Consider the following 22,685-nt stretch of genomic DNA (forward strand, 5'->3'; position numbering starts at 1 on the left):
GGAACGACGAGCAGACATCCACGAAGCCTTCCTCAAACTCGCCTGCTGCCTCATCACCCACCGACAGATCACCTCATTGTGTTAGCCGTTGTAAGAGGTCGGTCAGCGAGGGCCATACAAGGTCGCGGTTCGGCCCCTCGGGGTAGCTCTAGTCTTGGCCGGCCACGGGGGTTGCTGTGCTTAGCTGCTGCACCGCGCAGTGCGTCTCGGAAGCGTGATCAGTCGGGCTGATCCGATCTTGCTTACCGCTCACGTTCCCGATACAACCGTGCGAAGGGGGCGGTTTGTGATACTGAGCTTGCTGGGGAATCTGTTGGGAGGTCTGGCCGGGGATCGCGTCCTCAAGAAGCGGGGCGAGCGGCTAGCAAAGGACGGAAAGGTCGAGTGTGGCCTCCGCGTCCTGTCGGGCAGTCATCCCCGGGTGCCAGCGGGGATGTGGATGCATAGCACCGCTCAGCTGTCACCGGGACTTATCGAAATGGGTGGAATCGTCGTCCGGATCACGGGGCTCGACGCAACAGACCCAAGGCGGGCCAAGGGCAGGGAAGTCTGGTCGGTGAGTCCTCAGGCAGTCATCGTGCGCGTAGTCGCTTCGACTGGGGCAGTTCTTGAATGGGCCGTGTCGGCTGAACAGTTGCCCTGGGCCTTGGAACAGGTACACGTGGCGACCTGAGCACAGGCTAGGCGGCGCTCCTGTCGGGATCCAACTTTGAGCTCTGGCCTCATCCTTATCAGGTCAATCACTGGGTTTGCCAACCTAGACCAACCGCGCCTGCTCCTCGGGCGATCGTCCATTGAGATCTGACGCCGACCGCTGCTTTTCGTCCTTGTTGGTGTCAGCCGGTGATGTCAGGCATCGCACGTCGTCTCACACTCAATCGCCGGCCTGCTGATCTTCTTGACTTCGAGGGAGGGTCGATCGAATGGCCCACACGCCAGCGAGCATGCCGAACCCGAAAGGCACGCCGTCCCATGGCTGCGGCAACGTGGTTTGGAACCACCTGGTCCCCACGACGATCAGCACCAGGAGCAGGATAAGCAAGGGGCGCCGGACAATGTGCCTGACCATCGCAATGTACGACGCGCCGAACTGCCTCAGTCTCCCCGGCTTCATGTCCGGGACTGTAGCGCCGATTGCCCCATCTTCACCACGTACGCCAACCCACCACTTACCCCAGCTCCCATTCCGTCCGCATTCGACCCACACGCCGTGGAGCGGGCGCGGTTCAGGTCGGGATGGGAGCCCCACGACGCTCACTACGAATCCGCCGGCACCCGCGAACGGCGCCCCTCCCATCCCGGAGTCTGAGCGCCCCCGCCGGAGGCATGTCTTGAAGCCGCGGGCTTGGTTCTCGACTCAGGGGCCGTAGTTCGCTGCGGCCCCAGGGGCCCGGCCTGGGGCCGCAAGCGCAGAGGGCCGGGCACAAGGGGCCAGCCCGCGCCTTGCGCGGGCACTTGATGAGGTAGAGAAACCTGTGACAGCTCGCGTTGTCAGGCGGGGGCCACAAAGCAGGCCGCGTCAAAACGCTCGCGGGCAAAGGTATGCACTGTCTCACCGAATCGCTGCCAGCCGAGGCGTTCGTACAAGCGGATCGCTGCGGCATCCTTCGTCAACACCTCAAGGACCAAGTGCAGTTTGTTCGCTCTGGCGTAGGACACTGCTGCGTCCATGAGGTGCTGGCACGGTTGCGCGACGCTGCTGACCGCGGCCGGCGTCCCGCCCCGCGTCGTCATGGAGATCCTCGGGCACAGTCAGATCGCGGTCACGATGAAACATCTACGCCCACGTCGTCCAGGACACACAGCGCGAGGCCGTGAGCTATCTGGACCGCATGCTCAAGCGGCGTCCCGACCGCGAGTGACCGCACCCGTTGATGTCAAAGCTGGATGTCAAAGGCCCCCAACCATGATCGGTTGGGGGCCTTTGTACTGGTGGGCGCGGACGGTTTCGAACCGCCGACATCTGCTTTGTAAGAGCAGCGCTCTACCCCTGAGCTACGCACCCGTGGATGAAGCAACAGGTTACATGCCTCACGGCACCCGTCGACAATCGGTTACCCGGGCCGGGCAGGCCGGCCTCGCAGGCCGTACGGGGGTTACCCCCACCTCCGAGACGGTAGCCGTCCGGATCGTCCCGAGGGTGGGCGCTGCATACGGTGGAGGCACATCGGCAGCGCCAGCCAGGGGGACCATCGCCATGACCATCCGTACCCGTACCCGCACCCGTGCCCGGGCCCGTGCCAACGTCCTCGTGGCCGCCGGGGGAACCGTTCTCCTCGTGGGCGCGCTCAGTGGGTGCGGCAGCACCGACGTCGAGGACGCCCCCGCCGAGCACAAGTCGTTCGCGTACAGCGGGAAGGCGCTGACCATCGATGCGGAGAACTCCACCGTGGAGGTCGTGCCCGCCGATGTGGAGCGGATCGAGGTGACTCGCAGGGTCGACGGGTGGGTCGTGCTCGGGAGCGGACCGAAGCCCGTGTGGAAGCTGGAGGGCGACACGCTGACGCTTCGCGTGAAGTGTGATGCGTTGATCAGTGACTGCGGGGCGCAGCACCGGGTGAAGGTGCCTCGTGGGCTCGCGCTGACCGTGGATGCCGACAACGGGAAGGTCACCGCGTCCGGGTTCGGTACTCCGCTCAAGCTCTTCTCCGACAACGGCGGGGTCGTCGTGCGCGATGTCACCGGGCCGCTCGAGCTGAAGAGCGACAACGGCACCGTCCGGGGCGAGCGGATCTCGGCGGCTTCCGTGGTGGCCCGCTCGGACAATGGTTCGGTGAAGCTCGACTTCAGCCGTGTTCCGGATCTGGTGGACAGCGTCAGTGACAACGGGAGCATCACCATCGATCTGCCCGCGGGCAAGGACCGGTACGCCGTGTCCGCGTCGGCCGACAACGGGCACGTCTCCGTGGCCGTGCCCCGCAGTGACGACAGCCCGCATGCGGTGAAGGCGCACAGCGACAACGGCGAAGTCACTGTGCGAAGCGCGAACTAACCGGCCCGTGTGTTCGTCCTTACCTGGTGGGAGAATGTACCGGGCAGGGCGAAACAGCACGGGAGAGGGATGTGACGGCGACACACGCGAAGCCGCAGGCGAGAGCGGGTGGGAGTTCCGCCGTCAGTGATGTCCATGCCAGCCGGTACGGCCGCGGCGTGCGGGACGTCCTGCTCCTGATGCTGCTGCCCGTGCCCCTGCTTGCCGCGGCGCTGCCTGCCGCCGTCACCGGGGGCGGTACGCGGCGTTGGTTCGGCGGGCGCGGGGAGGGGCAGCGGGCCGAGGCTCAGGCCGCGAAGGATGCAGCCGCCGAGGCCTTCTACGAGCTCGACACCGCCCAGCGCGATCTGCAGATCTCCATCGAGACCATCACGGCCGTGGACAGTTCGCCGGCCGCCCGGAAGGCCGTCGACGACTTCGCCGCTCTCGGGCGACGCATCGACGAGGCCAGCCACGCGTACATCACGGCCGTCGACACGCACGATCTCGACCGGGATGATCTTGAGCCTTCGGTCGCCTCCCGTGCCCGGACCGAGCTGTCGGCCGCCAAGGACGAGCTCGTACGCGTCAAGGGCGAGCTCGACCGGTTCGCCGCCGGGCTCGGTCCGCTGCTGGGGACCGCCGAGACTCAGCTGGCCCGGCTCGCCCCCGCCGTGGAGCGGGCGAGGCAGGCGCTCCTGGCCGCGAGCAATGCTCTCGACGCGGTGCGCGCGTCCGGACTGCGGGCGGACGATCTCGCCGCGCGGCTGGCCGCCCTCGCCCCCGAGCTGACCAAGCTCAACCAGGGCGCCGGCCGGCACGGCGTGCCCGAGACCCTCCAGCGCGCCGATCAGGTGCTGCGCGATGCCGAAGCCGTACGCGCCGAGGCGGCGCAGCTGCCCGAGCGGGCCGCCGAGATCGACAAGCGGCTGGTGACGCTGCGTACGCGGGCCCAGGCGTTGACCACCCGGTCCGCCTCCGTGGAGCCCGTGCTCAGCGAGCTGCGGCGGCGGTTCTCGGCGGCCTGCTGGCAGGATCTCCAGCCGGTTCCCGAGCAGGCCGCCGTCAATGTGCGCCAGGCCGAGGAGAAGCTCAAGGAGGCCGCGAAGGCGCGCGACGAACAGCGCTGGGCGGATGCCACGTCGCGGCTGAGTACGGTACGGGCCCTGCTCAACGCCACGGACGAGGCGGTGTCCGCGGCCGGTGACCGGCTGCAGAGGCTGGACGCCGTCGCCAAGGACCCGCAGCAGGAGATCCAGCGCACCCGGTTCGCCATCCGCGACGCCCAGCGCCTCGCCATGGCCGGGCGCCACACACCCGAGCCGCGCCACGCCCGGCCGCTCGACGACGCGGTGGCCCGGCTCGACCAGGCCGTCACCGCCCTCGACGGTCGCCACCCCGACTACTGGCACTTCCTGACCGTGACGGAGGGCGTACGGCAGACCGCCGCACGCGTCGTCTCCGACATCCGTGAGGAGCGCGGGGCCGGTGCCTGACGTGCCAGGAGCCGGCATCTGATCTGCAGGGGGCCGGCACCTGACGTTCGCGGGGCCGGCCGACCGACACCTGGTCTCCGGGGGCGGCGGAGGCGGGGGTGAGCGGGGCGCGCACCCGCCCGGTCTCGCCTCGCACCCGCCCCGGTTCTCGCCCCGGTCTCGCCCGCACCCGGCCCATGCTCGCCACCCGCCCGGATCTCGCCCCGCACCCGGCCCGTACTCGCTCCGCACCCCCACCACGCCCACCCCACCCCACCCCACCCCCACCCTCGCGGCCGCCCTGACGTGCGGCGGCCCCGGGCCCGCGGGATCCTGGTAGTACGCGAAGGAGGCTCCATGGCCACCCATGTACTGCGTCCCGCCCGGCGGCCGGCCGCCCATCGCAAGGCCACCATGCTCGATGAGCACCTGCCCGTGGACCACCGGCTCAGCCGCGTCTACCGGATCGGCGCCGGGCTGATGGGTCTGGTGCTGCTCGCCTTCGGCATCCTCGGGCTGATCGACAAGGTCGGCTTCTTCGACACCGGCGGCGACACCGTCGCAGGTCTGAGCACCAATGGCGCGCTCAGCGTCCTGTCGATCTGCGTCGGACTGCTGCTCTTCATCGGGATGGTCATCGGCGGCAACTTCGCCTCGACGCTCAACATGGTGCTGGGCATCGCCTTCGTCCTCAGCGGCTTCGTCAATCTCGCCCTGCTGGACACCGGGCTCAACTTCCTCGCCTTCGAGATACAGAACGTGCTCTTCAGCTTCGTGGTCGGTCTGCTGCTGATGATGTTCGGAATGTACGGACGTGTCAGCGGCGGGCTCCCCCATGACAATCCCTACTGGCGAGCCCGCCATCCCGAGGAAGCCGCGCGTGAGGAGCGGCTCGCGCGGCGGCGGGCGGTCGGGGAAATGCCGGTCGTCCGGCCCGGCCGTTAGCCGGGCCCGAGAATCCCGCCGTCCGGCCCGGTCGATGACCGGGTTCGGGTATGCCCGTTGCCCGTCCCGGCCGATAGCCTGGGGACATGCCTCGTTACGAGTACCGCTGCCGCTCCTGCGGAGACACCTTCGAGCTCAGCCGTCCGATGGCCGAGTCCTCGGCCCCCGCCTCCTGCCCCGCCGGGCACGAGGACACCGTGAAACTCCTCTCGGCCGTCGCCGTGGGCGGCTCGGCCGGTTCCGGTCCCGCACCCTCGGCCGGTGGTGGCGGCGGTTGCTGTGGTGGGGGCTGCTGCGGCTGAGCCCCGCGGAAGGCGGCGGCCGGGGTCACCGCTTGCGTGACAGCGTCAGTCCGTCCGACACCGTGAGCAGCACGCTGTCCATCCGCGGGTCGGCCGACACGTGGTTGTTGAACTCCTGGATGGCTGCCGCCGCCCCGGTCGCCCGCGGGTCCGTCACACCGCCGTGGAAGAGCACGTTGTCCGTGGTGATGAGGCCGCCCTGGCGCATCCGGGGCACCAGTTCCTCCCAGTACGCGATGTAGTTCTCCTTGTCCGCGTCCAGGTAGGCGAAGTCGATGTGCGGCTCCGCGGGCATGGCCCGCAGGGTGTCGAGGGCCGGGGCGATCCGCAGTTCGATCCGGTCGGCGACGCCTGCCTTCGCCCAGGCCTCACGGCCGTAGTCGGTCCACTCCTCCGAGATGTCGCACGCGATCAGCCGGCCTCCGGCGGGCAGTGCCTGGGCCATCGCGAGGGCGGAGAACCCGGTGAAGGTCCCGACCTCCACGATGTGCCGTGCCCCCGTCAGCCGGACGAGGAAGGCGAGCAGCGGGCCCTGTTCCTCGGCCGACTGCATGCCCGCGTGGTCGGGAAGCTTGGCGTACGTGGTCTCCACGAGTTCGCGCTGCACCGCGTCCAGCGGCGGATTGTGGGCGAGCATGTACGCGTACAGCTCGTCCGTGATCTTGGTTTCGTTGCCCTTGGTCATCGCGCCGCTCCCCGCTCTGCCGAGTGCTCCGCCGAGGGGCGGAACGCGGTGACTGTAACCGCCGGGCAGGGCCGGTTCGAGCGAATCCGGCGGCGCGTCGAAAGCCTGTCTGCGGCATGCACCGACGGGCCCTCCGCTCAGCGGTACGCGCGCCGTCGACATGCCCTCGAACCGCCGGTACGCACCGACGTGCCCTCGAACCGGCAGTACGGCACCGCCGTGCCCTCCACCCACCCAGCGGTACGCACCGACGCGCCCTCGACCCGGCGGTACGCACCGGCAGGCCCTCCGCTCAGGCCGCCCGGCGCAAGCTCGACGCCTCCAGGAAGCGTCGCAGGATCTCCTCGCCCGCGGCCACACCGCTCTCGGCGGTCGCCGTCACGTGCGGGGCGCTCCAGCCGGCGTCGGCCAGTTCGCCGTGGCCGGGGCGCCAGCCCCGGTCGGCGGCGAGAAGCAGGTCTGCGTCGAGGAGGGAGTCACCGGCGGCCAGGGTGAGCGTGGCGCCGGTGCGGCGGGCCACCTCGCGCATCGCCGCGCTCTTGGTGAGCGGCCGCGGTACGACGTAGATCTTGCGGCCCTGCAGCGAGACGGTCCAGCCGCGCGGCTCCGCCCATGCGGCGAGCTCCTTCGTCCAGTCGGCCGGCAGCAGTGACCGCTCGACGACGAGGTAGGCGAAGAGGTCCTCGGCGATCCGTTCCTTGAGCAGCCAGGCGGGGTCGGCCGCGGAGACGAGGTGGGCGCGGACCTCGGCGAGCGAGGCGCATTCCTCGGCCAGTCGGCCGGCCACGGTCCGCTGCCAGCCCTGGTCGGACTCGCCGTCGACCAGGATGTGTCCGCCGTTGGCGCAGATCGCGAACTCTGCCGCAGGGCCCGGGAGATGGATGCGGTGGTACTGCTCACGGGTGCGGGTGGTGGTCGGCACGAAGACCGTGGACGGGGAGCGGGTCAGCTCGGCGAGCAGCGCGGCCGCCGTCTCCGTGACGTACGAGAGGGGCTTCCTGTCGTACACCTCGACGCAGAGCAGGCGGGGGGCCTCGGCGTCCGGCATCGGGAGCTGGAGGGCCGCGGCGGAGTAGATGAGGGTGCGGTCGAGGTCGCTGGCGACCAGCGTCACGGGCGAGGTCACTTGGACTCCACCGCCCGGCCGTCCGCGCCGGTCGCCCCGCGCGTGTACTTGGGGTGGATCAGTCCGACGCAGGTGTAAGGGAGTTCGTCGACCTCTTCGACCGGCACGCCGCGCTGCTGCGCCAGCAGCCTGATGTGTTCCAGGTCGGCGCCGGCGCCCCGCTTGGCGAGGATCTTCCACGGGACGCGGCGCAGCAGGACGCGGGTCGTCTCGCCGACGCCCGGCTTGACGAGGTTCACGTCGTGGATGCCGTACTCCTCGCTGATGCGTTCCACCGCGGCCCAGCCCTCCCAGGTCGGGGCCCGGTCGGCGGTGAGCAGCTCCTTGACCTCGGCGTCCACGGCGTCGGCGACATCGCCGAACCGGTCGGTGACCGTGTCGAGGAAGTGGCCGGAGACATCGGATCCGGCGAGCTCGCGGTAGAACTTCGCGCCGTGGTAGTCGTCGGGTCCGACGAGGTCGGAGCGCAGGACCGTACGGGAGATCAGCCCGGACACGGTGGAGTTGAGGCAGGCGGAGGGGATCAGGAAGTCCTCGCGGGTGCCGTACGTGCGGACGCAGCCGCCCGGGTCGGCCAGGACCGCGATCTCCGGGTTGAAGCCCTCGGTCCCGTCGGACTCCTCGAACTCCGCGATCGCCGCGGCCAGTTCGCGAGTGATGGCACCCTTGCCGGTCCAGCCGTCGACGAAGACGACATCGGCCGGGTTGTGGTGGGCGGCCAGCCAGCGCAGGGCGTTGGCGTCGATGCCGCGGCCTCGCACGATGGAGACGGCGTAGTGCGCCAGGTCGATGCCGTGCCGGAGGCGGGCCCAGCGGCGCATCAGCACACCGACGGGGGTGCCGGCCCGAGCCAGCGAGACGAGCACGGGGCGGGGGCCGCGCTCGGCGAGGACCGTCTCGGTGACGGTGCCGACGGCGCGGGCGATGCGGGCGGCCGACAGGTCCAGGGCCGCCTTGAACAGGTCCTGGTACTGCTCGGAGGGCTGGTACTCGACGGGCAGCGACTCGGCGTAGTGCGCGCCGCCGCTCTGTATCGCCTCCTCGCGCTCCTCGGTGGGCGCCTCCAGTTCGGTGTCCGAGAGGTCCTGGAGCAGCCAGCCGACCTCGTCCGGTGCGTAGGAGGAGAAGTCGGGGCCGCGGAGGGGCTCGGGCAGCATGGCGGACTCTTCCTGCCGTTGGGGGGTGTACGACGGGGCCGGCTCGGCGGCAGATGCCCCGGGCGGTACGTACGAGGGGACGACCGCCAGCAGGACGTGGGCGGCATGCGGGGTGAGCCGCTGCAGCAGGCCGTGCGGGCCGTGCAGCGCGTGGGTGTCGGCGGTGGAGTCGACGACGAGGACCACGGCGTCGAAGCCGCCGCCCGCGACGTTGTACGCGTAGCGCTCGCCCGGGCCGTCGGCCGGGTCGTCGTGGGCCGGGAAGACCAGCCGGGTGCGTATCGCATAGCCCGGGTCGTCCACGGCGAGGACCGGGGAGCGGGTCGTGGTCGAGTAACGGACCTCGGCTCCGATGCGCTCCTCCAGGGCGGTGCCCAGGCGCAGCGGCGCGTACATCAGCTCCTCGAAGCCGAGGACCAGGACGCGGCGGGGGTGCTCGCCCAGCGCCTGCGCGATGCGGTCCGCCATGGCGGGGAGGGCGGGCTCCAGGAGTGCGCGGTGTGCGGGGGTGAAGCCGTGCCGGCCGCCGTCGGGCACTCCGGCGGGCCACTGGAGGTCGATCCGGGTGTGGGGGCGCGGGAGGATGCACAGCGGCTCGGGCTTTCCCCCGGGCCACCCCACGCGGGGCTCTGCCGCCGCCTGAGCCGCCTCCTGCTCGGCGACCAGGGCCTGCCCCTTCTCCAGGACACCTTCCGGCAGGCGGACCGTGCCCGTGTTCCTTGCCACCAGGTCGACGCGGGCCCCGATCTCCTCGGCGAACTCGGCGAGCCGCCCCCGGTCGGCCGGTGAGCGCATGTCGACCAGGGCCACGATGACGTACCGCTTGCGCGGGTACCGCTCGTGCAGGGCGCGGATGGTGTTGAGAACGGTGTTGCCGGTGGAGAACTCGTCGTCCACGAGGACGAGGGTCGCGTCCGGGGCGTCGTCGTCGCCCGCGTCGCCCGTGAGCAGGTCCGGGTCCTCCGGCAGCAGCAGGTGCGAGGTGGCGTGCGAGTGCGACTCCTCGAAGCCGCCCGCCCGCGCCACGCCCTCGACGGGGCGTCGCGTCGAGTGGAGGTAGGGCGCCGATCCGAGGCCGTCGGCGACGGCGTGGCCGAGGCCGGTGGCCGTCTCCGCGTAACCGAGCACGACCGCGCGGCGCGCCCCGTCCTCGCCGAGCAGCTCGCGCACCCGGCGGCCGAGCTCGACCCCGGCGCCGTACACCACCGCGGGGCTCTGCGGCACATGCTTGCCGAGCACGTTGGACACGAGCAGATGTGCCCGTTTGGGGTTGCGCCGCAGGGCGAGGCCCAGCAGCTCGCGGAGCTCCCCGTCGCCCACCAGCTCGACGCCCAGCCGCTCCGCGACCCAGCTACCCGACCACACCACGTTCGCTGTCTCTTTCCGTTGGCCTCTCACACGCCCGCCCACGCGGACCCGTCCCTCAAGCATCACGCGCCTGCGCGCGCGGGCACACCGCTACTCCGCGACGCTCGCCGCCAGCAGGTCCACGAAACCGACGTCCTCCTTCGCCACGCCGAAGACCTCGGCCCGCCGCAGCGTGCGTTCGGCCCAGGCCCGGTGGGGCTTCACTTCGTTCATCTTGTTCGTGTACGACGAGCGCAGCACCCCGCCACCGTCGCGCTCGGGCCGCAGGATGTCCTGCGCGTCGCTGAACTCCTCGTGACTGACCACGGACAGCGCATGCACGGGTGCGACGTGCGACGGGTGGATGCAGGTCTTGCCGAGCAGGCCGTTGGCCCGGTCGAGCTCGATCTCCCGCAGCAGTCCGTCCAGGTCGTGCTCGATCAGGGTCGTACGAAGCTCCTCCGCGCTGCCCTCCAGGAAGGGGCTGCGGCGCAGCTGTGGCTTGAACATGCGCTCCTGAAGCCTGAAGTACTCCCAGACGGGGCCGGTGATGGTGAAGCCCGTCCCGTCCGCCCGGCCCAGCACGTTGACCACGTCGGCGATGACGTCGGCGACGATCCGGACGTCGTAGGCCGTCATGTCGGGCGCCCGGCGCAGTCCGTACGCCGAGCAGAAGTCGGTGACGCCGAGGCGCAGGGCAAGCACCCGGTCACGGTGGGTGTCGACGGTGCGGGCGATCTTCTGGAGGACCTCCTGGCGGGTCTCCAGGTGCAGCAGCTCGGGGGATTCGAGGACGGGCATGGCGAAGAGCCGCCGGCCGCACGCGGACTCGGCCTTGGTGAGCGCTTCCATGAACGGAATGCCACGCTCTTGCGTGAACTTGGGAAGTACGAAACCGGACAACAATCGGACGGATTCGCCGAGCCGGCGCACGAGATCGGTGATCTGGTGCGGTTCGCGGACACGGATGAACAGCAGGGGCGGTTCGCCGCCGCGCGCCGCGAGGTCGGCGAACTGCCTGACCAGGTTCTCCTCGGCGGCCGGCACCTCGGAGTCATCGATCGAATCCTCCAGGCACAGCACCATGGAGACGACTCCGCGGCGGGCCTGCTTGATGACGTCGTCGGCGAGCCTGGGCCGGGTGGCGGGGCTGTAGAGCGTGGCACCCAGGGCGGCCGCGAGGACCGGAGCCGGCGACCCGGCGTCGAAGGCGCTCGGCTCCCGGAAGAACAGATCGCCCCTCACGGCAGGCGCGATATGCCCGAAATGACGCATGTGATTCCCCCCGTACTACCTGGTCGGCCGGACAACGTGTGGCCGGTAATAGTACGTACGGACGGGTGTCGGCAGTTCCCTGCACACATGAATTCCGGGTAACTCGTCCATTTAGCGATGGTTGCCAAGGGCACGGAGGGAATCGTTCCGACATTCTCGCGAGACACGGCTTGCGACCCCCACGTTGTCCGCACGGGCAGCCAGCAGGCAGGATGACGGGCATGACGCACGCGATGGTGAAAGGCTCGAACGTCCCACTCGACGCCATGGCTGTACGGGCCGTGCTGCGCTGGACCCCGGGCACCGGGGTACCCGATGTGGACGCCTCGGCCCTGCTGCTCGGCTCCGGCGGCCGCGTGCGCTCCGACGAGGACTTCGTCTTCTACAACCAGCCCCGGCACCCCTCCGGCCTGGTACGACGGCTGCCGAAGCGAAGCCTGCCCGAGGGCCTGACGGACACCATCGAGGCCGACCTGAACGCGCTCGACCCCTCGGTCGACCAGGTCGTCATCGCCGCGTCCTCCGACGGGGCCCCCTTCGAGCACGTTCGCGACCTCCGCATCCTGCTCTACGACGCCGCAGCGGCGGGCGGGGAGCCGCTCGCGGTCTTCGACGTGCGGCCGGATACGGGCGAGGAAACCGCCATCATCTGCGGCGAGCTGTACCGGCGCGGCGATGGCTGGAAATTCCGGGCCGTGGGACAGGGGTATCCGACCGGTCTCATCGGGCTCGCGACCGCCTTCGGCATCTCGGTGGACGAGGCGGAGGCCGCCGCCGAGCCCGACCCGACGCCGCCGCCCGCCCCCGCGTTCCCGCCCGCACCGGCACTCGGCCCCGACGCGCAGACCACGGTCCAGCACCAGCAGCCGGCCTACGGCTACCCGCAGCCCACTGCGGCCCCCGCCGCGCCCGCCCCGCAGCCCGCCTACGGCTACCCCCAGCCGGCCACCACACAGCCCGCCTACGGCTACCCGCAGCCGGCTGCGGCCGCAGCCTACGCACCCGACCCGAATTTCGCCCTGCCACCGCAGGGGCCTCAGTTCATACGGCCCTGATCCGGACGGGAACCACCCCGCGAGCCCGGCCGGACCGGGGATCGGGGTGGCGGTGCGTGCGGCCGCAAGGCAGAGGAAGAAGCCACTGCGGAGCATTGGCGACCGACGACAACGCGGCAGGCGTGCACACCGGGGCCCGGGAGCCCGGCATGATTCGGACGAGAGGTCCTAGGCGCGGGTCTTGTAGCCGCGTCCCCACTGCATGCCGTACCCGTACAGCCGGTCCAGCTCCGACTGGAAGCCGTACACGAACTTCACCTCGCGCCGCACGATCAGCTCGTCCTTGACGTTCTCCAGCGTGAACACGGCGCACGAGCGGGCCTGCGGGGCCCGCTCCTCCAGCTCGATCTCGATGCGCGGCCCGTTGCCCGGGTAGAGCGTCACCTTCGCGTGCGTGCGCTCGAAGGCCGGAGTCTGGTCGTAGATGTAGACGAAGAACAGCATCCGCTTGATCTGCTCACGCTGGTCGAGGTTGACGTAGACGGTCTCCCCGGACGCCGACCCGAAACGGTCGTCGCCGCTGAGCTTGATGTACGGCGGCGCGTTCAGGTCACCGAGCAGATTGCCGAGCGGCTGCACCACGCCCTTGGTGCCGTCCGTCAGTTCGTACATGCAGCCCAGGTCCAGGTCGACGTTGGCCACGCCCTGGGTGTGGGCCTGGACCACATCGGGCTGGAAGAGCTTCAGCGGCCGCAGCAGCCGGCCGTTCTGCCGGGACCGGCCCTCGATGTCGGACGTGCGCATCTGCCAGGAGAGGTTGACCCGGAGATTGCCGCTCAGCGCGCCCTGCTTGGTCAGCGAGACCGTGGCGTGCCGCCGGGAGAGCACGATGGAGTTGGTGGCCGCACTGCCCGACTCGAACTGTGATTCCCGCCCCGGCCACAGGCTGTTCCAGAACGCCATCCCCAACCCCCACACATGTCGGCCTCACCTGTCGCACGCGGCACGTGCGACGCACTCACCGCTGCGGGGCGGCTCCGGGCCGGTTCCGGGTCTTCCCCGGAACCGTTGCCGTACGAGCCGCCCCGCAGAGAGCGTTCCTCATTCGCTACCGGGTCACACCCCGGCGGAGACTTCCGTGCTGCCTTCGCCTCCATCGGCCGCGATCGCCTTGTTGCGCCGGACCGACGACCAGAAGGACCAGCCGATCAGGATGACGCCGACCGAACCGGTGATGAGCTCGTGGATCTCGTACTGGATCGTGACGAGCAGGATGACCGCAAGGGCGCCGATCGCGTAGTGGGCGCCGTGCTCCAGGTAGACGTAGTCGTCCAGGGTGCCCTGGCGGACCAGGTAGACCGTGAGCGAACGGACGTACATGGCGCCGATACCGAGGCCCAGGGCCATCAGCACGATCTCGTTGGTGATCGCGAAGGCGCCGATGACGCCGTCGAACGAGAAGGACGCGTCGAGCACTTCCAGGTAGAGGAACATGAAGAACGCGGCCTTGCCGGAGAGAGCGACCGCGGAGATCTTCTTGCCGGTCCGCTTGGCCTCTTCCTCCTGCTCGTGTTCGCGTTCCTCCTCCTCTTCGAGCTTGTTCTCGAAGTAGCCGGAGAGACCGCCGACGATGAGGTAGGTGATCAGACCGGCGACACCGGCGAGCAGGACCGTCTCGGCCTTGTCCGCGTGTCCGCCGCCGTGCTGATGAGCCGAGCCGGCGAACGTCAGTGCCGAGATCAGCAGGACGATCAGCGCGATGCAGACCGACAGCATGTCGACCTTGCCGAGCTTGGCGAGCGGGCGCTCGATCCAGCGAAGCCACTGGATGTCACGCTCCTCGAAGATGAAGTCGAGGAAGATCATGAGCAGGAACATGCCACCGAAAGCAGCGATCGCCGGGTGGGCGTCGGTGACCAGTTCCTTGTAGCGGTCCGGATCGTTGAAGGAAAGATCGACAGCCTCGATCGGTCCCAGATTGGCGGTGACGGCCACGATCACGACGGGGAACACCAGCCGCATACCGAAGACCGCGATGAGCACACCGATCGTGAGGAAGATCTTCTGCCAGAAGGCACTCATCTTCTTCAGGATTCCGGCGTTGATCACCGCGTTGTCGAAGGACAGCGAGATCTCCAGGACGGAGAGGATCGCCACCACTCCGAAGGCTTCCCACCCCCCGTAGAACCACGCTGCGACCAGGCCGATCGCGGTAATCGCGAGCGACCAGCCGAAGGTTTTCAGAACCACTGGCTACCCCATCATGTGTGTAAGGGTCTCCCCCGAAGTGCACGGGGCTCCCCCGCGCCGTGCGCGGCTTTACGAAACGTTGACCCCGAAGTCTAGAGCGATGCCTCGCAGTCCCGACGCGTACCCCTGTCCCACTGCACGGAACTTCCACTCGCCGTTGTACCGGTAGAGCTCACCGAAGATCATCGCGGTCTCCGTGGAGGCGTCCTCGCTGAGGTCATAACGCGCGAGTTCCTGGCCGTCGGCCTGATTGACCACGCGGATGAACGCATTGCTGACCTGGCCGAACGTCTGTCCGCGATTGTCGGCCTCATGAATGGAGACCGGAAAGACGATCTTGTCGCAGTGGGCCGGCACCTCGTTGAGGTTCACGATGACCGACTCGTCGTCGCCCTCGCCCTCACCCGTGAGATTGTCACCGGTGTGCTCGACGGAACCGTCGGGGCTCGTGAGGTTGTTGTAGAACACGAACCATTCGTCGCCGAGCACCCGGCCCGACTGGCACAGCAGTGCGCTGGCGTCGAGGTCGAAATCCGCCCCCGTCGTGGATCGTGCGTCCCAGCCGAGCCCGATGAGCACCTGGGTGAGATTGGGTGCGGCCTTGGAGAGGGAGACATTGCCTCCCTTGGCGAGCGTGACGCCCATGGTGTGTCCTCCCCGAGTCGATGAACCGTTGCTGAACCGGTGAATCAGTCTGCCGAGCGCGTCCGGGGGCCCCCCCGGGGGGGGGGCCGGCCCGACCGTCGTCGTCCGGCCCCTCCGGCGTGCCGCGGGTGGCTCAGAAGCCGTGCCGGGACCCGCCGTCGACCGGCACCATGATGCCCGTCAGATACGAGGCGGCAGGCGAGAGCAGGAAGGCTGCGGTCCGGCCGAACTCCTCCGGGGTGCCGTAGCGGCGCAGCGGGATGCGCGCCTCGTTGGCCGTGCGCGCCGCCTCCGCGTCGCCGGACAGGGCGTCCAGTTCGCGTACCCGGTCCGTGTCGATGCGGGCGGGCAGCACGCCCACCACCCGGATGCCCCGGGGGCCGAGCTCGTCCGCGAGCGACTTGGCGAAGCCGGCCAGACCGGGGCGCAGCCCGTTTGAGATGGTCAGCCCGGCGATCGGCTCGTGGACGGAGCCGGAGAGCACGAAACCGATGACCCCGCCCTCGCCGAGTGCCGCGGCCGCCGCCCGGGCCAGCCGTACCGCACCGAGGAACACCGACTCGAAGGCCGACTGCCACTGCTCGTCGGTGTTGTCCGCGAGGAAGCCCGGCGCCGGACCGCCGACGCTGATGAGGATGCCGTCGAGCCGGCCGAACCCCTCCTGCGCGGCCTCCACGAGCCGCTGCGCCACGCTCGGGTCGGCGTTGTCGGCGGCGAGTCCGACGGCGTCCGGGCCCAGCTCGTCGGCCGCCTCCCGGACGCCCTTCTCGTCGCGGCCGGTGATGACCACCTTCGCGCCGTCGGCGACCAGCGAGCGTGCCGTGGCGTTGCCGAGCCCCCGGGTCGCTCCGGTGACGATGTACACGCGGTCCTTCAGTCCAAGATCCATGGCCCTATCCTGCCGCGTCGTCCCTCGCCACGTCTTCGGCGGCCTGCGCCTCGGCCAGCGCCACCGCCGTACCGACCAGACCGATGTGGCTGAAGGCCTGTGGGAAATTACCCAGTTGGCGCATGCCCGCGGTGTCGTACTCCTCGGCGAGCAGCCCCACGTCGTTACGGAGTGCGAGCAGTCGCTCGAAGAGTTCGGTGGCCTCCTCGGTGCGGCCCGTCATCCGCAACGCGTCCGCCAGCCAGAACGAGCAGGCGAGGAAGGCGCCCTCACCGCCCGGCAGCCCGTCGATCGAGGTGCCGTCCGTGCTGTACCGGCGCACCAGCCCGTCGTTGCCCAGTTCGTCCCGCACGGCGTCCACGGTCCCGATGACGCGCGGGTCGTCCGGCGGCAGGAACCCGGTCCGTGCGATCAGCAGCGTCGCGGCGTCCAGGTCCCGTGACCCGTACGACTGGGTGAAGGTGTTGCGCACCGGGTCGTACCCCTTCTCGCACACCTCCCGGTGCACGGCGTCGCGCATCGCCCGCCAGCGGTCGGCGTCGCCGGTCAGCGACGGGTCCTCCTCCAGGCTGCGCACCGCGCGGTCGGCCGCCACCCAGGCCATCACCTTGGAGTGCACGAAGTGGCGGCGCTGGCCGCGGATCTCCCACAGCCCCTCGTCCGGCTCGCGCCAGGTGGACTCCAGGAAGCCGAGCAGACTGAGCTGCAGGCTCCAGGCGTGCGGCTTGTCGTCGAGACCGGCGTCCCGGGCCAGCCGGAGCGAGTCGATGACCTCCCCGTACACATCGAGCTGGCGCTGTCTGACGGCGGCGTTGCCGATCCGGACCGGGGCGGAGTGCTCGTAGCCGCGCAGCCACGGCAGCTCGGACTCCGGGAGCCGGCGCTCGCCCGCGAGCCCGTACATGATCTGCAGATCCGCCGGGTCCCCGGCCACCGCGCGCAGCAGCCAGTCCCGCCACGCCGCCGCCTCCTCCAGATATCCGGCCGAGATCAGCGCGCCGAGGGTGAGGGTGGAGTCCCGTAGCCAGCAGAAGCGGTAGTCCCAGTTCCGTACGCCGCCGATCTCCTCCGGGAGCGACGTGGTGGGGGCCGCCACGATGCCGCCCGTGGGGCCGAAGGTGAGCGCCTTGAGAGTGATCAGCGACCGGATCACGGCTTCCCGGTAGGGCCCCTCGTACTTGCAGCGGGCGGACCAGTCGGCCCAGTCGGACAGTGTGTTCTCCAGCGCCTCGTACGGGTCGACGAGATCGGGCCGGGGCGAGTGCGAGGGGTGCCAGGTCAGGACGAAGGCCACCCGCTCCCCGGCGGAGACGCTGAACGAGGAACACGTGGAGAACTGCTGGCCCCAGGTCTTGACCGGCGGTTCGCTGCGCAGCCACGCCGAATCCGGCCCCGCGACCGCCACCCGGTGGCCGTCCGAGCGGCGCATCCACGGCACCACGGAGCCGAAGTCGAAGCGCAGCCGGATCACCGAGGCCATGTCGACGGTGCCGCTGACACCCTCGACGATCCGCATCACATCGGGCTCGTGGTCGCGTTGCGGCATGAAGTCGATGACCTTGACCGTGCCGGTGCGGGTCTCCCAGAACGTCTCCAGGACGAGGGAGTCGCCCGCGTACGCACGCCGGGTGCAGGTGTCCGCACCCTTGGGGGCGATGCGCCAGTGGCCGTTGTCCTCGTCGCCGAGCAGTGCGGCGAAGCAGGCGCCCGAATCGAAGCGCGGCAGACAGAGCCAGTCGACAGAACCGTTCCTGCCGACGAGGGCGGCTGTCTGGAGATCGCCGATGAGGGCGTAGTCCTCGATGCGTGGGGTCACGTTGTGGCGTGTTCCCGAACCTGGTCCCCGCTAAGCAGACTCGGGGTCAGGAGAGGCGGGAGTCACCCCGGCGGACTGGGGTCCGGACGTGCCGTCAGGCCTTCGCGGTCTCGGGTTCCGCCGCCTCGGTCCGTGCGGCGGCCGTGGCGGCCGCCGCCGCCCGGTCGCGCTTCTCCCGGCGGGCCAGCACCACATAGCCGACCGGGACACCGGCGGCGAACAGCCACCACTGCACGGCGTACGCCATGTGCGGGCCGATCGAACCGTCGTCGGGAGCCTCGATCAGCTCGGGGCTGTCGCCCTTCGGCTCCGGTCCCGTCTGCTCGATGTAGCCGCCGAACACCGGCCGGGACAGGAGCTTCGCCTGCTGGGAGCTGTTGATCAGCATCACCTGGCGGTCCGGCAGGTCCGAGAGGTCCTTGATGCCACTGGCACCGGTCGTCTCGTCGGCCTTGAGCCGCCCCGTGACGGTCACCTCGCCCTTGGGCACGGCCGGGACGTCGGGGAAGGCGTACTGGTCGGAGGCGGAGGGGACCCAGCCACGGTTGATCATGACCGTGCCGCCGCCCTTGAGGTCGAACGGGATCAGCACATGGACGCCGATGGAGCCGTCGGTCGCGGTCCTGCGGCGTACGACGACCTCGTGCTTCTCGTCGTACGTCCCGGTGGCGCTCACCGCACGCCAGTAGTCGGAGCGCGGAACGGTGTGACCGGGGGAGGTGAGCGTGGCGACAGGTACGGGCTCCGCCTTGAGGTTCCGCGAGATCAGGGCGTTCTGCGCGACCTTGTGCTCATGCCGGTGCAGCTGCCAGAAGCCCAGCTCGACCATCGTAGGAATGAGTACGAGGGCGATGAGGGCGAGAATCAGCCACTGCCGGGTCAACAGGAAGCGGTACACCCCATGACGGTACAACTGCGTCATGGGGTGCATTGCGGAGGGGGTGGGGGAAAGGGCGTGGTGCCCGGTGCTCAGACTTTGTCGATGATGCCCACCTTCCCCTCCGCGCGGGCGCAGTGGCCGCCGCAGAACCAGTGCCCGTCGACCTCGACACCCTGGCCGATGACCTGGACCCGGCAGTGCTCACAGATGGGCGCCATGCGGTGAATGGCGCAGGAGAAGCAGTCGAAGACGTGAATCGCGCCCTGCGCGTGCACCTCGAAGGACATCCCGTAGTCGTTTCCGCATACTTCGCAACGTGCCATGCGCCACAGGGTGGGACGCCGGGGTGGCGGCGGGCGAGCGGCGGGCGGGCGAGTCGCCCCCGGTTCACTCCGATGACGGCGTCGGGGCCGGTACCTCAGGTCCTCGCCCGCGAGGGCCGGCGGGAGCGCCGCCGGTGGCCGCCGCGGCCACGTCCCGCAGCAGATGGGTGAAGGCGCTCTCGTCGAGGATCGGGGTGCCGAAGGACTTCGCCTTCACCGTCTTCGACGTCGCCGCGTCCGGGTCGTTGGTGACGAGCAGGCTCGTCAGCCGGGAGACGCTCGTCGCGACATGCATACCCGCCTCCACGGCCCGGTCCTCCAGGAGCTCGCGGTCGACGGAGGTGTCTCCGGAGAACGCCACCCGCATGCCCTGCATGAGAGGTTTGTCCTTCTCGTACCGCCCCGGATTCGGATACGGGCAGGCCGGGCGCTTGCGCGAGGGGCGCCAGCTGTTCTGCGCGCCGTGCGAGGCCTGGTAGCCGATCCGCGGCGTGACGGGGGAGTCCGACCACTCGGTCAGCGGCCGGCACTCCAGCAGCGGCAGCCGCACCCCGCCCCGCGCGGCCGCGTGCAGGCTCGGGCGGAACGCCTCGGCGAGCACCCGGGCGTCGTCCAGCGCATGGTGCGCGCGCTCCTGCACCACGCCGAAGTGCGCGGCCAGCGACTCCAGCTTGTGGTTGGGCAGCGGCAGCCGCAGCTCCTTGGAGAGCGCGATGGTGCACAGCCGCTGCTGCACGGGGGCGACGACCGAGGCGCGCGCGTACTCCCGGGCGAGCATCGACCAGTCGAAGGCGGCGTTGTGCGCGACGAGCACGCGGTCGGCGAGCCGCTCGGAGAGCTGGGCGGCGACCTCGGGGAAGAGCGGGGCGTCCTCCAGGACATCGCTCGTCAGCCCGTGGATCCAGACGGGACCGGGGTCGCGCCTGGGGTTGACGAGGGTGTACCAGTGGTCCTCGACGTTGCCCTGCGCGTCCAGGCGGTAGACGGCGGCGGAGATTATCCGGTCGTCCCGTGCGAGTCCGGTGGTCTCCACGTCGACGACCGCGTACCCCTGCGGGTAGGCGGTCGGCCACGGTGCTGCGGTCTGGCGGTCGTCGAGCATGGTCACAGAGAATACGGGCCGCGACCGACAGTCCCCTATTCGGCTGGCACCCGGGACCGCTCCGCACGGCACGCACTATCCCCCGCGGGCGGCCAGCAGCCCGTCCACCAGGGCCCGCAGGGACGTGACGAACAGCCGGTCATGGTCGGCCGGCCGGGCCAGCGCCCGGGCCAGTGCCGGGTCGCCGCCGGCCGTCTCCGCACTCCACAGATCGCCCTCGGCCGGTGACTGGACGGGGGACCGCTCCCGGTTGCGTTCGACGAGCAGGAAGCCGACGGTGTGGAACTGCACCGCCCGCACCGCGGCGGCCGCCCGGGCGCCGCGCAGGCCGGCGGCGTGCACCTCGTGGGCGAGCGCCTGCTGGGCCGGCAGGAACATCCGTTCCGTCAGTCCCCGTTCGTGGACCATCGCGATCAGATGCGGCCGGGCGCGCAGCTCCCGCCGGAGCCCGCGCGCCACGGAGACGATCCGGGTGGCCGGGACACGGCCGGTGGGGCGCAGGGTGCCCATCTCCTGGACGGTCCGCTCGACGAGGGCGTCCAGCAGCGACTCGCGGTTGCCCACGTGCCAGTAGATCGAGGTGACGGCGGTACCCAGTTCGGCGGCCAGCTTGCGCATGGTCAGGGTCTGCGGGCCGTGCTGCCGCACGAGTCCCGCAGCGGCCGCGAGGACCTCCTCGCGCGTCAGCGACGATCGAGCCACAGCTCCTCCAGACTCCAGAACTCCGTTACATGCACGGCTATTTACCCTTCAGGGGCTCCGGTGTAACTGTGTTACAGAACCCGGCACGGACAACCGAGAAGGGTGGCACCGCATGGCACGTGTACGGTACGGCGCGCGCACCGAGGCCGAGATCGCGGCGGCCCGCGAGGCCCGCTCCCGGCTCCCCGACATCTGGTCCACCGGCGTGAGCGCCGTCTGGGAGAGCGACCCCGACGCGGTGGCGGCCGTCCTCCCGCCGCCCCTGAAACCCTCCGGACGTCCACTCGTCCGGGCGAGCATCAGCAAGGTTGATCTCCCCGGGTACCCCCTCGGCGCGGGCTCCGTCGCCGTCGCCGCCGTCCATGACGGGCACGAGGGCTGGTACCCGCTGGTCATGCCGATGACCCACGAGCGGGCCCTGACCGGCGGCCGTGAGGTGTTCGGTGAGCCGAAGAAGCTCGGCGAGGTGAGCCTGGAGCGCGACGGACTCGTCGTGCACGCCTCGCTCGCCCGCCACGGCATCGCCTTCGTCGAGGTCCGAGGCGCGGTCGGCGAACCGCTCCCGCTGCCCGCACCGGCCACCAAGCTCGACTTCTACTTCAAGTTCCTGCCCGCGGTGGACGGGGAGGGCTTCGACGCCGGCCCCGTCCTGATCCACTGCACCCGCCACGAGAAGGTCCGCCGGCTGGAACGGATCACCGGCGACGTGGTGCTGCGCGAGTCCATGTACGACCCGGTCGCCGACCTCCCCGTGCTCCGCGTCGTCGACCTCACCATCGGCGAGAAGACCAGCGACCAGCAGGGCCGGGCCGTCGAGCGCGTGAGCGCCGACGCGCTGCTGCCGTACATCCACCAGCGCTACGACGACCCGCAGCAGATCCACGACGGCCCGCCGAGGGGGAGTGTCCGATGAGGCTTCAGGAGGGGCAGGTCGCCGTCGTCACCGGCGCCGCGAGCGGCATCGGCCTCGCGATGGCGCGCAGGTTCGCGGCCGAGGGGCTGAGGGTCGTGCTCGCCGACGTCGAGGAAGGCGCACTCGACAAGGCGGCCGGCGAACTGCGCCGGGACGGTGCCCAGGTGCTGGCCGCGGTCGTCGACGTCAGCGAACGCGACTCCGTCACCGCGCTGGCCGACACCGTGTACGACACCTTCGGCGCCGTGCACGTGCTGTGCAACAACGCCGGCGTCGGCTCCGGCGCCGAGGGCCGGATGTGGGAGCACGACCCCAACGACTGGAAGTGGGCCTTCGCCGTCAACGTGTGGGGCGTCTTCCACGGCATCCAGGCCTTCCTGCCGCGCATGCTGTCTGCCGGCACCCCCGGACACGTCGTCAACACCTCGTCCGGCGACGGCGGAATCGCCCCGCTGCCCACCGCGTCCGTGTACGCGGTCACCAAGTCCGCCGTCGTCACGATGACCGAGTCGCTGTACGCACACCTGAGGGCGGAGGGCGCGGCGGTCGGCGCCTCGGTCCTCTTCCCCGGCCCGCACATGCTGCGCACCGGACTGTGGGAGTCGCACCGCAACCGGCCCGAGCGGTACGCCAAGGAGCGCCCGCGCCGGACCCCGTACCGCAGCCTCGACCAGTGGGAGACCGCCATGAGGTCGGCGGGCCACGAGGTGGAGTTCACACCGGTGGAGGAGGTCGCCGAGACCGTCGTGGACGGGATACGCGCCGGCCGCTTCTGGATGCTGCCCGACAGCGAGCACAGCGACCGGCAGATCCGGGCCAGGTCGCAGTCGATGCTGGAGCGGGCCAACCCGTCGTACCTGGAGAGCTTCGTACTCGACTGAGGAGCT

General features: G+C 70.2%; 21 protein-coding genes, 1 tRNA gene and 2 pseudogenes. 9 read left to right on the forward strand and 15 right to left on the reverse strand.

Annotated elements, in window-relative coordinates; translation table 11 throughout:
- A pseudogene (locus tag ABT025_RS26485) lies at positions 1-85 on the forward strand (IS5/IS1182 family transposase); the annotation flags it as partial.
- 1,406 nt (positions 86-1,491) lie between these two features.
- Here ABT025_RS26485 and ABT025_RS26490 read toward each other — a convergent pair.
- Complete coding sequence (locus tag ABT025_RS26490) at positions 1,492-1,734, reverse strand: GNAT family N-acetyltransferase (RefSeq protein WP_350999359.1); 243 nt, start codon at positions 1,732-1,734, stop codon at positions 1,492-1,494.
- Here ABT025_RS26490 and ABT025_RS26495 point away from each other — a divergent pair.
- Positions 1,682-1,862 (forward strand): annotated as a pseudogene (locus ABT025_RS26495) (tyrosine-type recombinase/integrase); the annotation flags it as partial. The gene ABT025_RS26490 and the pseudogene ABT025_RS26495 sit on opposite strands and share 53 nt — an antisense overlap.
- Before the next feature lie 68 nt (positions 1,863-1,930).
- Here ABT025_RS26495 and ABT025_RS26500 read toward each other — a convergent pair.
- Positions 1,931-2,005, reverse strand: a tRNA-Val gene (locus ABT025_RS26500).
- Positions 2,006-2,197: 192 nt separating this feature from the next.
- On the opposite strand from ABT025_RS26500, the gene ABT025_RS26505 reads away from it, so the two are divergent.
- The 4 genes from ABT025_RS26505 to ABT025_RS26520 all read left to right on the forward strand — a co-directional run bounded on the left by ABT025_RS26505 (position 2,198) and on the right by ABT025_RS26520 (position 5,693).
- Positions 2,198-2,992 (forward strand): DUF4097 family beta strand repeat-containing protein, encoded by a 795-nt coding sequence (locus ABT025_RS26505; protein WP_350999362.1) that lies wholly within the window; start codon positions 2,198-2,200, stop codon positions 2,990-2,992.
- Positions 2,993-3,063: 71 nt separating this feature from the next.
- Positions 3,064-4,467, forward strand: coding sequence for a hypothetical protein (locus tag ABT025_RS26510; RefSeq protein ID WP_350999365.1), 1,404 nt, complete (start codon positions 3,064-3,066; stop codon positions 4,465-4,467).
- Between the two features lie 336 nt (positions 4,468-4,803).
- A complete protein-coding gene (locus tag ABT025_RS26515) occupies positions 4,804-5,391 on the forward strand; it encodes a DUF4383 domain-containing protein (RefSeq protein ID WP_350999368.1) in 588 nt (195 codons plus the stop codon).
- A gap of 86 nt (positions 5,392-5,477) precedes the next feature.
- Complete coding sequence (locus tag ABT025_RS26520) at positions 5,478-5,693, forward strand: FmdB family zinc ribbon protein (RefSeq protein WP_350999371.1); 216 nt, start codon at positions 5,478-5,480, stop codon at positions 5,691-5,693.
- 25 nt (positions 5,694-5,718) lie between these two features.
- Here ABT025_RS26520 and ABT025_RS26525 read toward each other — a convergent pair whose 3' ends face one another.
- The 4 genes from ABT025_RS26525 to ABT025_RS26540 form a co-directional block, all read right to left on the reverse strand.
- Positions 5,719-6,378, reverse strand: coding sequence for an O-methyltransferase (locus ABT025_RS26525; RefSeq protein WP_350999374.1), 660 nt, complete (start codon positions 6,376-6,378; stop codon positions 5,719-5,721).
- Positions 6,379-6,670: 292 nt separating this feature from the next.
- Positions 6,671-7,504 (reverse strand): HAD family hydrolase, encoded by an 834-nt coding sequence (locus ABT025_RS26530; protein WP_350999377.1) that lies wholly within the window; start codon positions 7,502-7,504, stop codon positions 6,671-6,673.
- Positions 7,501-10,092, reverse strand: coding sequence for a phosphoribosyltransferase (locus ABT025_RS26535; protein WP_350999380.1), 2,592 nt, complete (start codon positions 10,090-10,092; stop codon positions 7,501-7,503). Before ABT025_RS26535 ends, ABT025_RS26530 begins: the two co-directional genes overlap by 4 nt.
- A 27-nt stretch (positions 10,093-10,119) precedes the next feature.
- Complete coding sequence (locus tag ABT025_RS26540; protein ID WP_350999382.1) at positions 10,120-11,283, reverse strand: HpcH/HpaI aldolase/citrate lyase family protein; 1,164 nt, start codon at positions 11,281-11,283, stop codon at positions 10,120-10,122.
- Between the two features lie 221 nt (positions 11,284-11,504).
- Between ABT025_RS26540 and ABT025_RS26545 the strand changes: the two genes are divergently transcribed.
- Positions 11,505-12,338 (forward strand): TerD family protein, encoded by an 834-nt coding sequence (locus tag ABT025_RS26545; protein WP_350999385.1) that lies wholly within the window; start codon positions 11,505-11,507, stop codon positions 12,336-12,338.
- 168 nt (positions 12,339-12,506) lie between these two features.
- Here the strand turns inward: ABT025_RS26545 and ABT025_RS26550 are convergent, their stop codons facing one another.
- From ABT025_RS26550 to ABT025_RS26590, 9 genes are all read right to left on the reverse strand, one after another.
- Positions 12,507-13,241, reverse strand: a complete 735-nt coding sequence (locus ABT025_RS26550; RefSeq protein ID WP_350999387.1) for a TerD family protein — start codon at positions 13,239-13,241, stop codon at positions 12,507-12,509.
- A gap of 153 nt (positions 13,242-13,394) precedes the next feature.
- Positions 13,395-14,528: a DUF475 domain-containing protein gene (locus ABT025_RS26555; protein WP_350999390.1), complete on the reverse strand. Its 1,134-nt coding sequence runs from the start codon at positions 14,526-14,528 to the stop codon at positions 13,395-13,397.
- Between the two features lie 69 nt (positions 14,529-14,597).
- Complete coding sequence (locus tag ABT025_RS26560; protein WP_148017459.1) at positions 14,598-15,173, reverse strand: TerD family protein; 576 nt, start codon at positions 15,171-15,173, stop codon at positions 14,598-14,600.
- A gap of 133 nt (positions 15,174-15,306) precedes the next feature.
- Positions 15,307-16,062 (reverse strand): SDR family oxidoreductase, encoded by a 756-nt coding sequence (locus tag ABT025_RS26565; protein WP_350999393.1) that lies wholly within the window; start codon positions 16,060-16,062, stop codon positions 15,307-15,309.
- Positions 16,063-16,066: 4 nt separating this feature from the next.
- Entirely contained in the window at positions 16,067-17,878 is a 1,812-nt protein-coding gene (locus ABT025_RS26570) for a glycoside hydrolase family 15 protein (protein ID WP_350999396.1), read from the reverse strand.
- Positions 17,879-17,972: 94 nt separating this feature from the next.
- Positions 17,973-18,776, reverse strand: coding sequence for an SURF1 family cytochrome oxidase biogenesis protein (locus ABT025_RS26575; RefSeq protein ID WP_350999491.1), 804 nt, complete (start codon positions 18,774-18,776; stop codon positions 17,973-17,975).
- Positions 18,777-18,847: 71 nt separating this feature from the next.
- On the reverse strand, positions 18,848-19,081 hold the full coding sequence (locus ABT025_RS26580) for a metallothionein (protein ID WP_073735263.1): 234 nt from the start codon (positions 19,079-19,081) through the stop codon (positions 18,848-18,850).
- Between the two features lie 64 nt (positions 19,082-19,145).
- Positions 19,146-20,189 carry a DEDDh family exonuclease gene (locus ABT025_RS26585; protein ID WP_350999398.1) on the reverse strand — a complete coding sequence of 348 codons (1,044 nt, stop codon included), beginning with the start codon at positions 20,187-20,189 and terminating at the stop codon, positions 19,146-19,148.
- Between the two features lie 69 nt (positions 20,190-20,258).
- A complete protein-coding gene (locus ABT025_RS26590; protein ID WP_350999400.1) occupies positions 20,259-20,885 on the reverse strand; it encodes a TetR/AcrR family transcriptional regulator in 627 nt (208 codons plus the stop codon).
- A gap of 112 nt (positions 20,886-20,997) precedes the next feature.
- Here ABT025_RS26590 and ABT025_RS26595 point away from each other — a divergent pair, with 112 nt between their 5' ends.
- Entirely contained in the window at positions 20,998-21,798 is an 801-nt protein-coding gene (locus tag ABT025_RS26595; RefSeq protein ID WP_350999403.1) for an acetoacetate decarboxylase family protein, read from the forward strand.
- Positions 21,795-22,679 carry an SDR family NAD(P)-dependent oxidoreductase gene (locus ABT025_RS26600; RefSeq protein WP_350999406.1) on the forward strand — a complete coding sequence of 295 codons (885 nt, stop codon included), beginning with the start codon at positions 21,795-21,797 and terminating at the stop codon, positions 22,677-22,679. Before ABT025_RS26595 ends, ABT025_RS26600 begins: the two co-directional genes overlap by 4 nt.
- Positions 22,680-22,685 lie beyond the last annotated feature (6 nt).

This window comes from Streptomyces sp. NPDC002809, from assembly GCF_040295435.1.
Taxonomy (GTDB): domain Bacteria; phylum Actinomycetota; class Actinomycetes; order Streptomycetales; family Streptomycetaceae; genus Streptomyces.

Coding starts and splice junctions, on each gene's coding strand:
- ABT025_RS26540 (WP_350999382.1), bottom strand. CDS start 11,283: ATGCGTCATTTCGGGCATATCGCGCCTGCCGTGAGGGGCGATCTGTTC.
- ABT025_RS26505 (WP_350999362.1), top strand. CDS start 2,198: ATGACCATCCGTACCCGTACCCGCACCCGTGCCCGGGCCCGTGCCAAC.
- ABT025_RS26600 (WP_350999406.1), top strand. CDS start 21,795: ATGAGGCTTCAGGAGGGGCAGGTCGCCGTCGTCACCGGCGCCGCGAGC.
- ABT025_RS26565 (WP_350999393.1), bottom strand. CDS start 16,062: ATGGATCTTGGACTGAAGGACCGCGTGTACATCGTCACCGGAGCGACC.
- ABT025_RS26490 (WP_350999359.1), bottom strand. CDS start 1,734: ATGACGACGCGGGGCGGGACGCCGGCCGCGGTCAGCAGCGTCGCGCAA.
- ABT025_RS26580 (WP_073735263.1), bottom strand. CDS start 19,081: ATGGCACGTTGCGAAGTATGCGGAAACGACTACGGGATGTCCTTCGAG.
- ABT025_RS26595 (WP_350999403.1), top strand. CDS start 20,998: ATGGCACGTGTACGGTACGGCGCGCGCACCGAGGCCGAGATCGCGGCG.
- ABT025_RS26515 (WP_350999368.1), top strand. CDS start 4,804: ATGGCCACCCATGTACTGCGTCCCGCCCGGCGGCCGGCCGCCCATCGC.
- ABT025_RS26535 (WP_350999380.1), bottom strand. CDS start 10,092: ATGCTTGAGGGACGGGTCCGCGTGGGCGGGCGTGTGAGAGGCCAACGG.
- ABT025_RS26550 (WP_350999387.1), bottom strand. CDS start 13,241: ATGGCGTTCTGGAACAGCCTGTGGCCGGGGCGGGAATCACAGTTCGAG.
- ABT025_RS26545 (WP_350999385.1), top strand. CDS start 11,505: ATGACGCACGCGATGGTGAAAGGCTCGAACGTCCCACTCGACGCCATG.
- ABT025_RS26525 (WP_350999374.1), bottom strand. CDS start 6,378: ATGACCAAGGGCAACGAAACCAAGATCACGGACGAGCTGTACGCGTAC.
- ABT025_RS26560 (WP_148017459.1), bottom strand. CDS start 15,173: ATGGGCGTCACGCTCGCCAAGGGAGGCAATGTCTCCCTCTCCAAGGCC.
- ABT025_RS26520 (WP_350999371.1), top strand. CDS start 5,478: ATGCCTCGTTACGAGTACCGCTGCCGCTCCTGCGGAGACACCTTCGAG.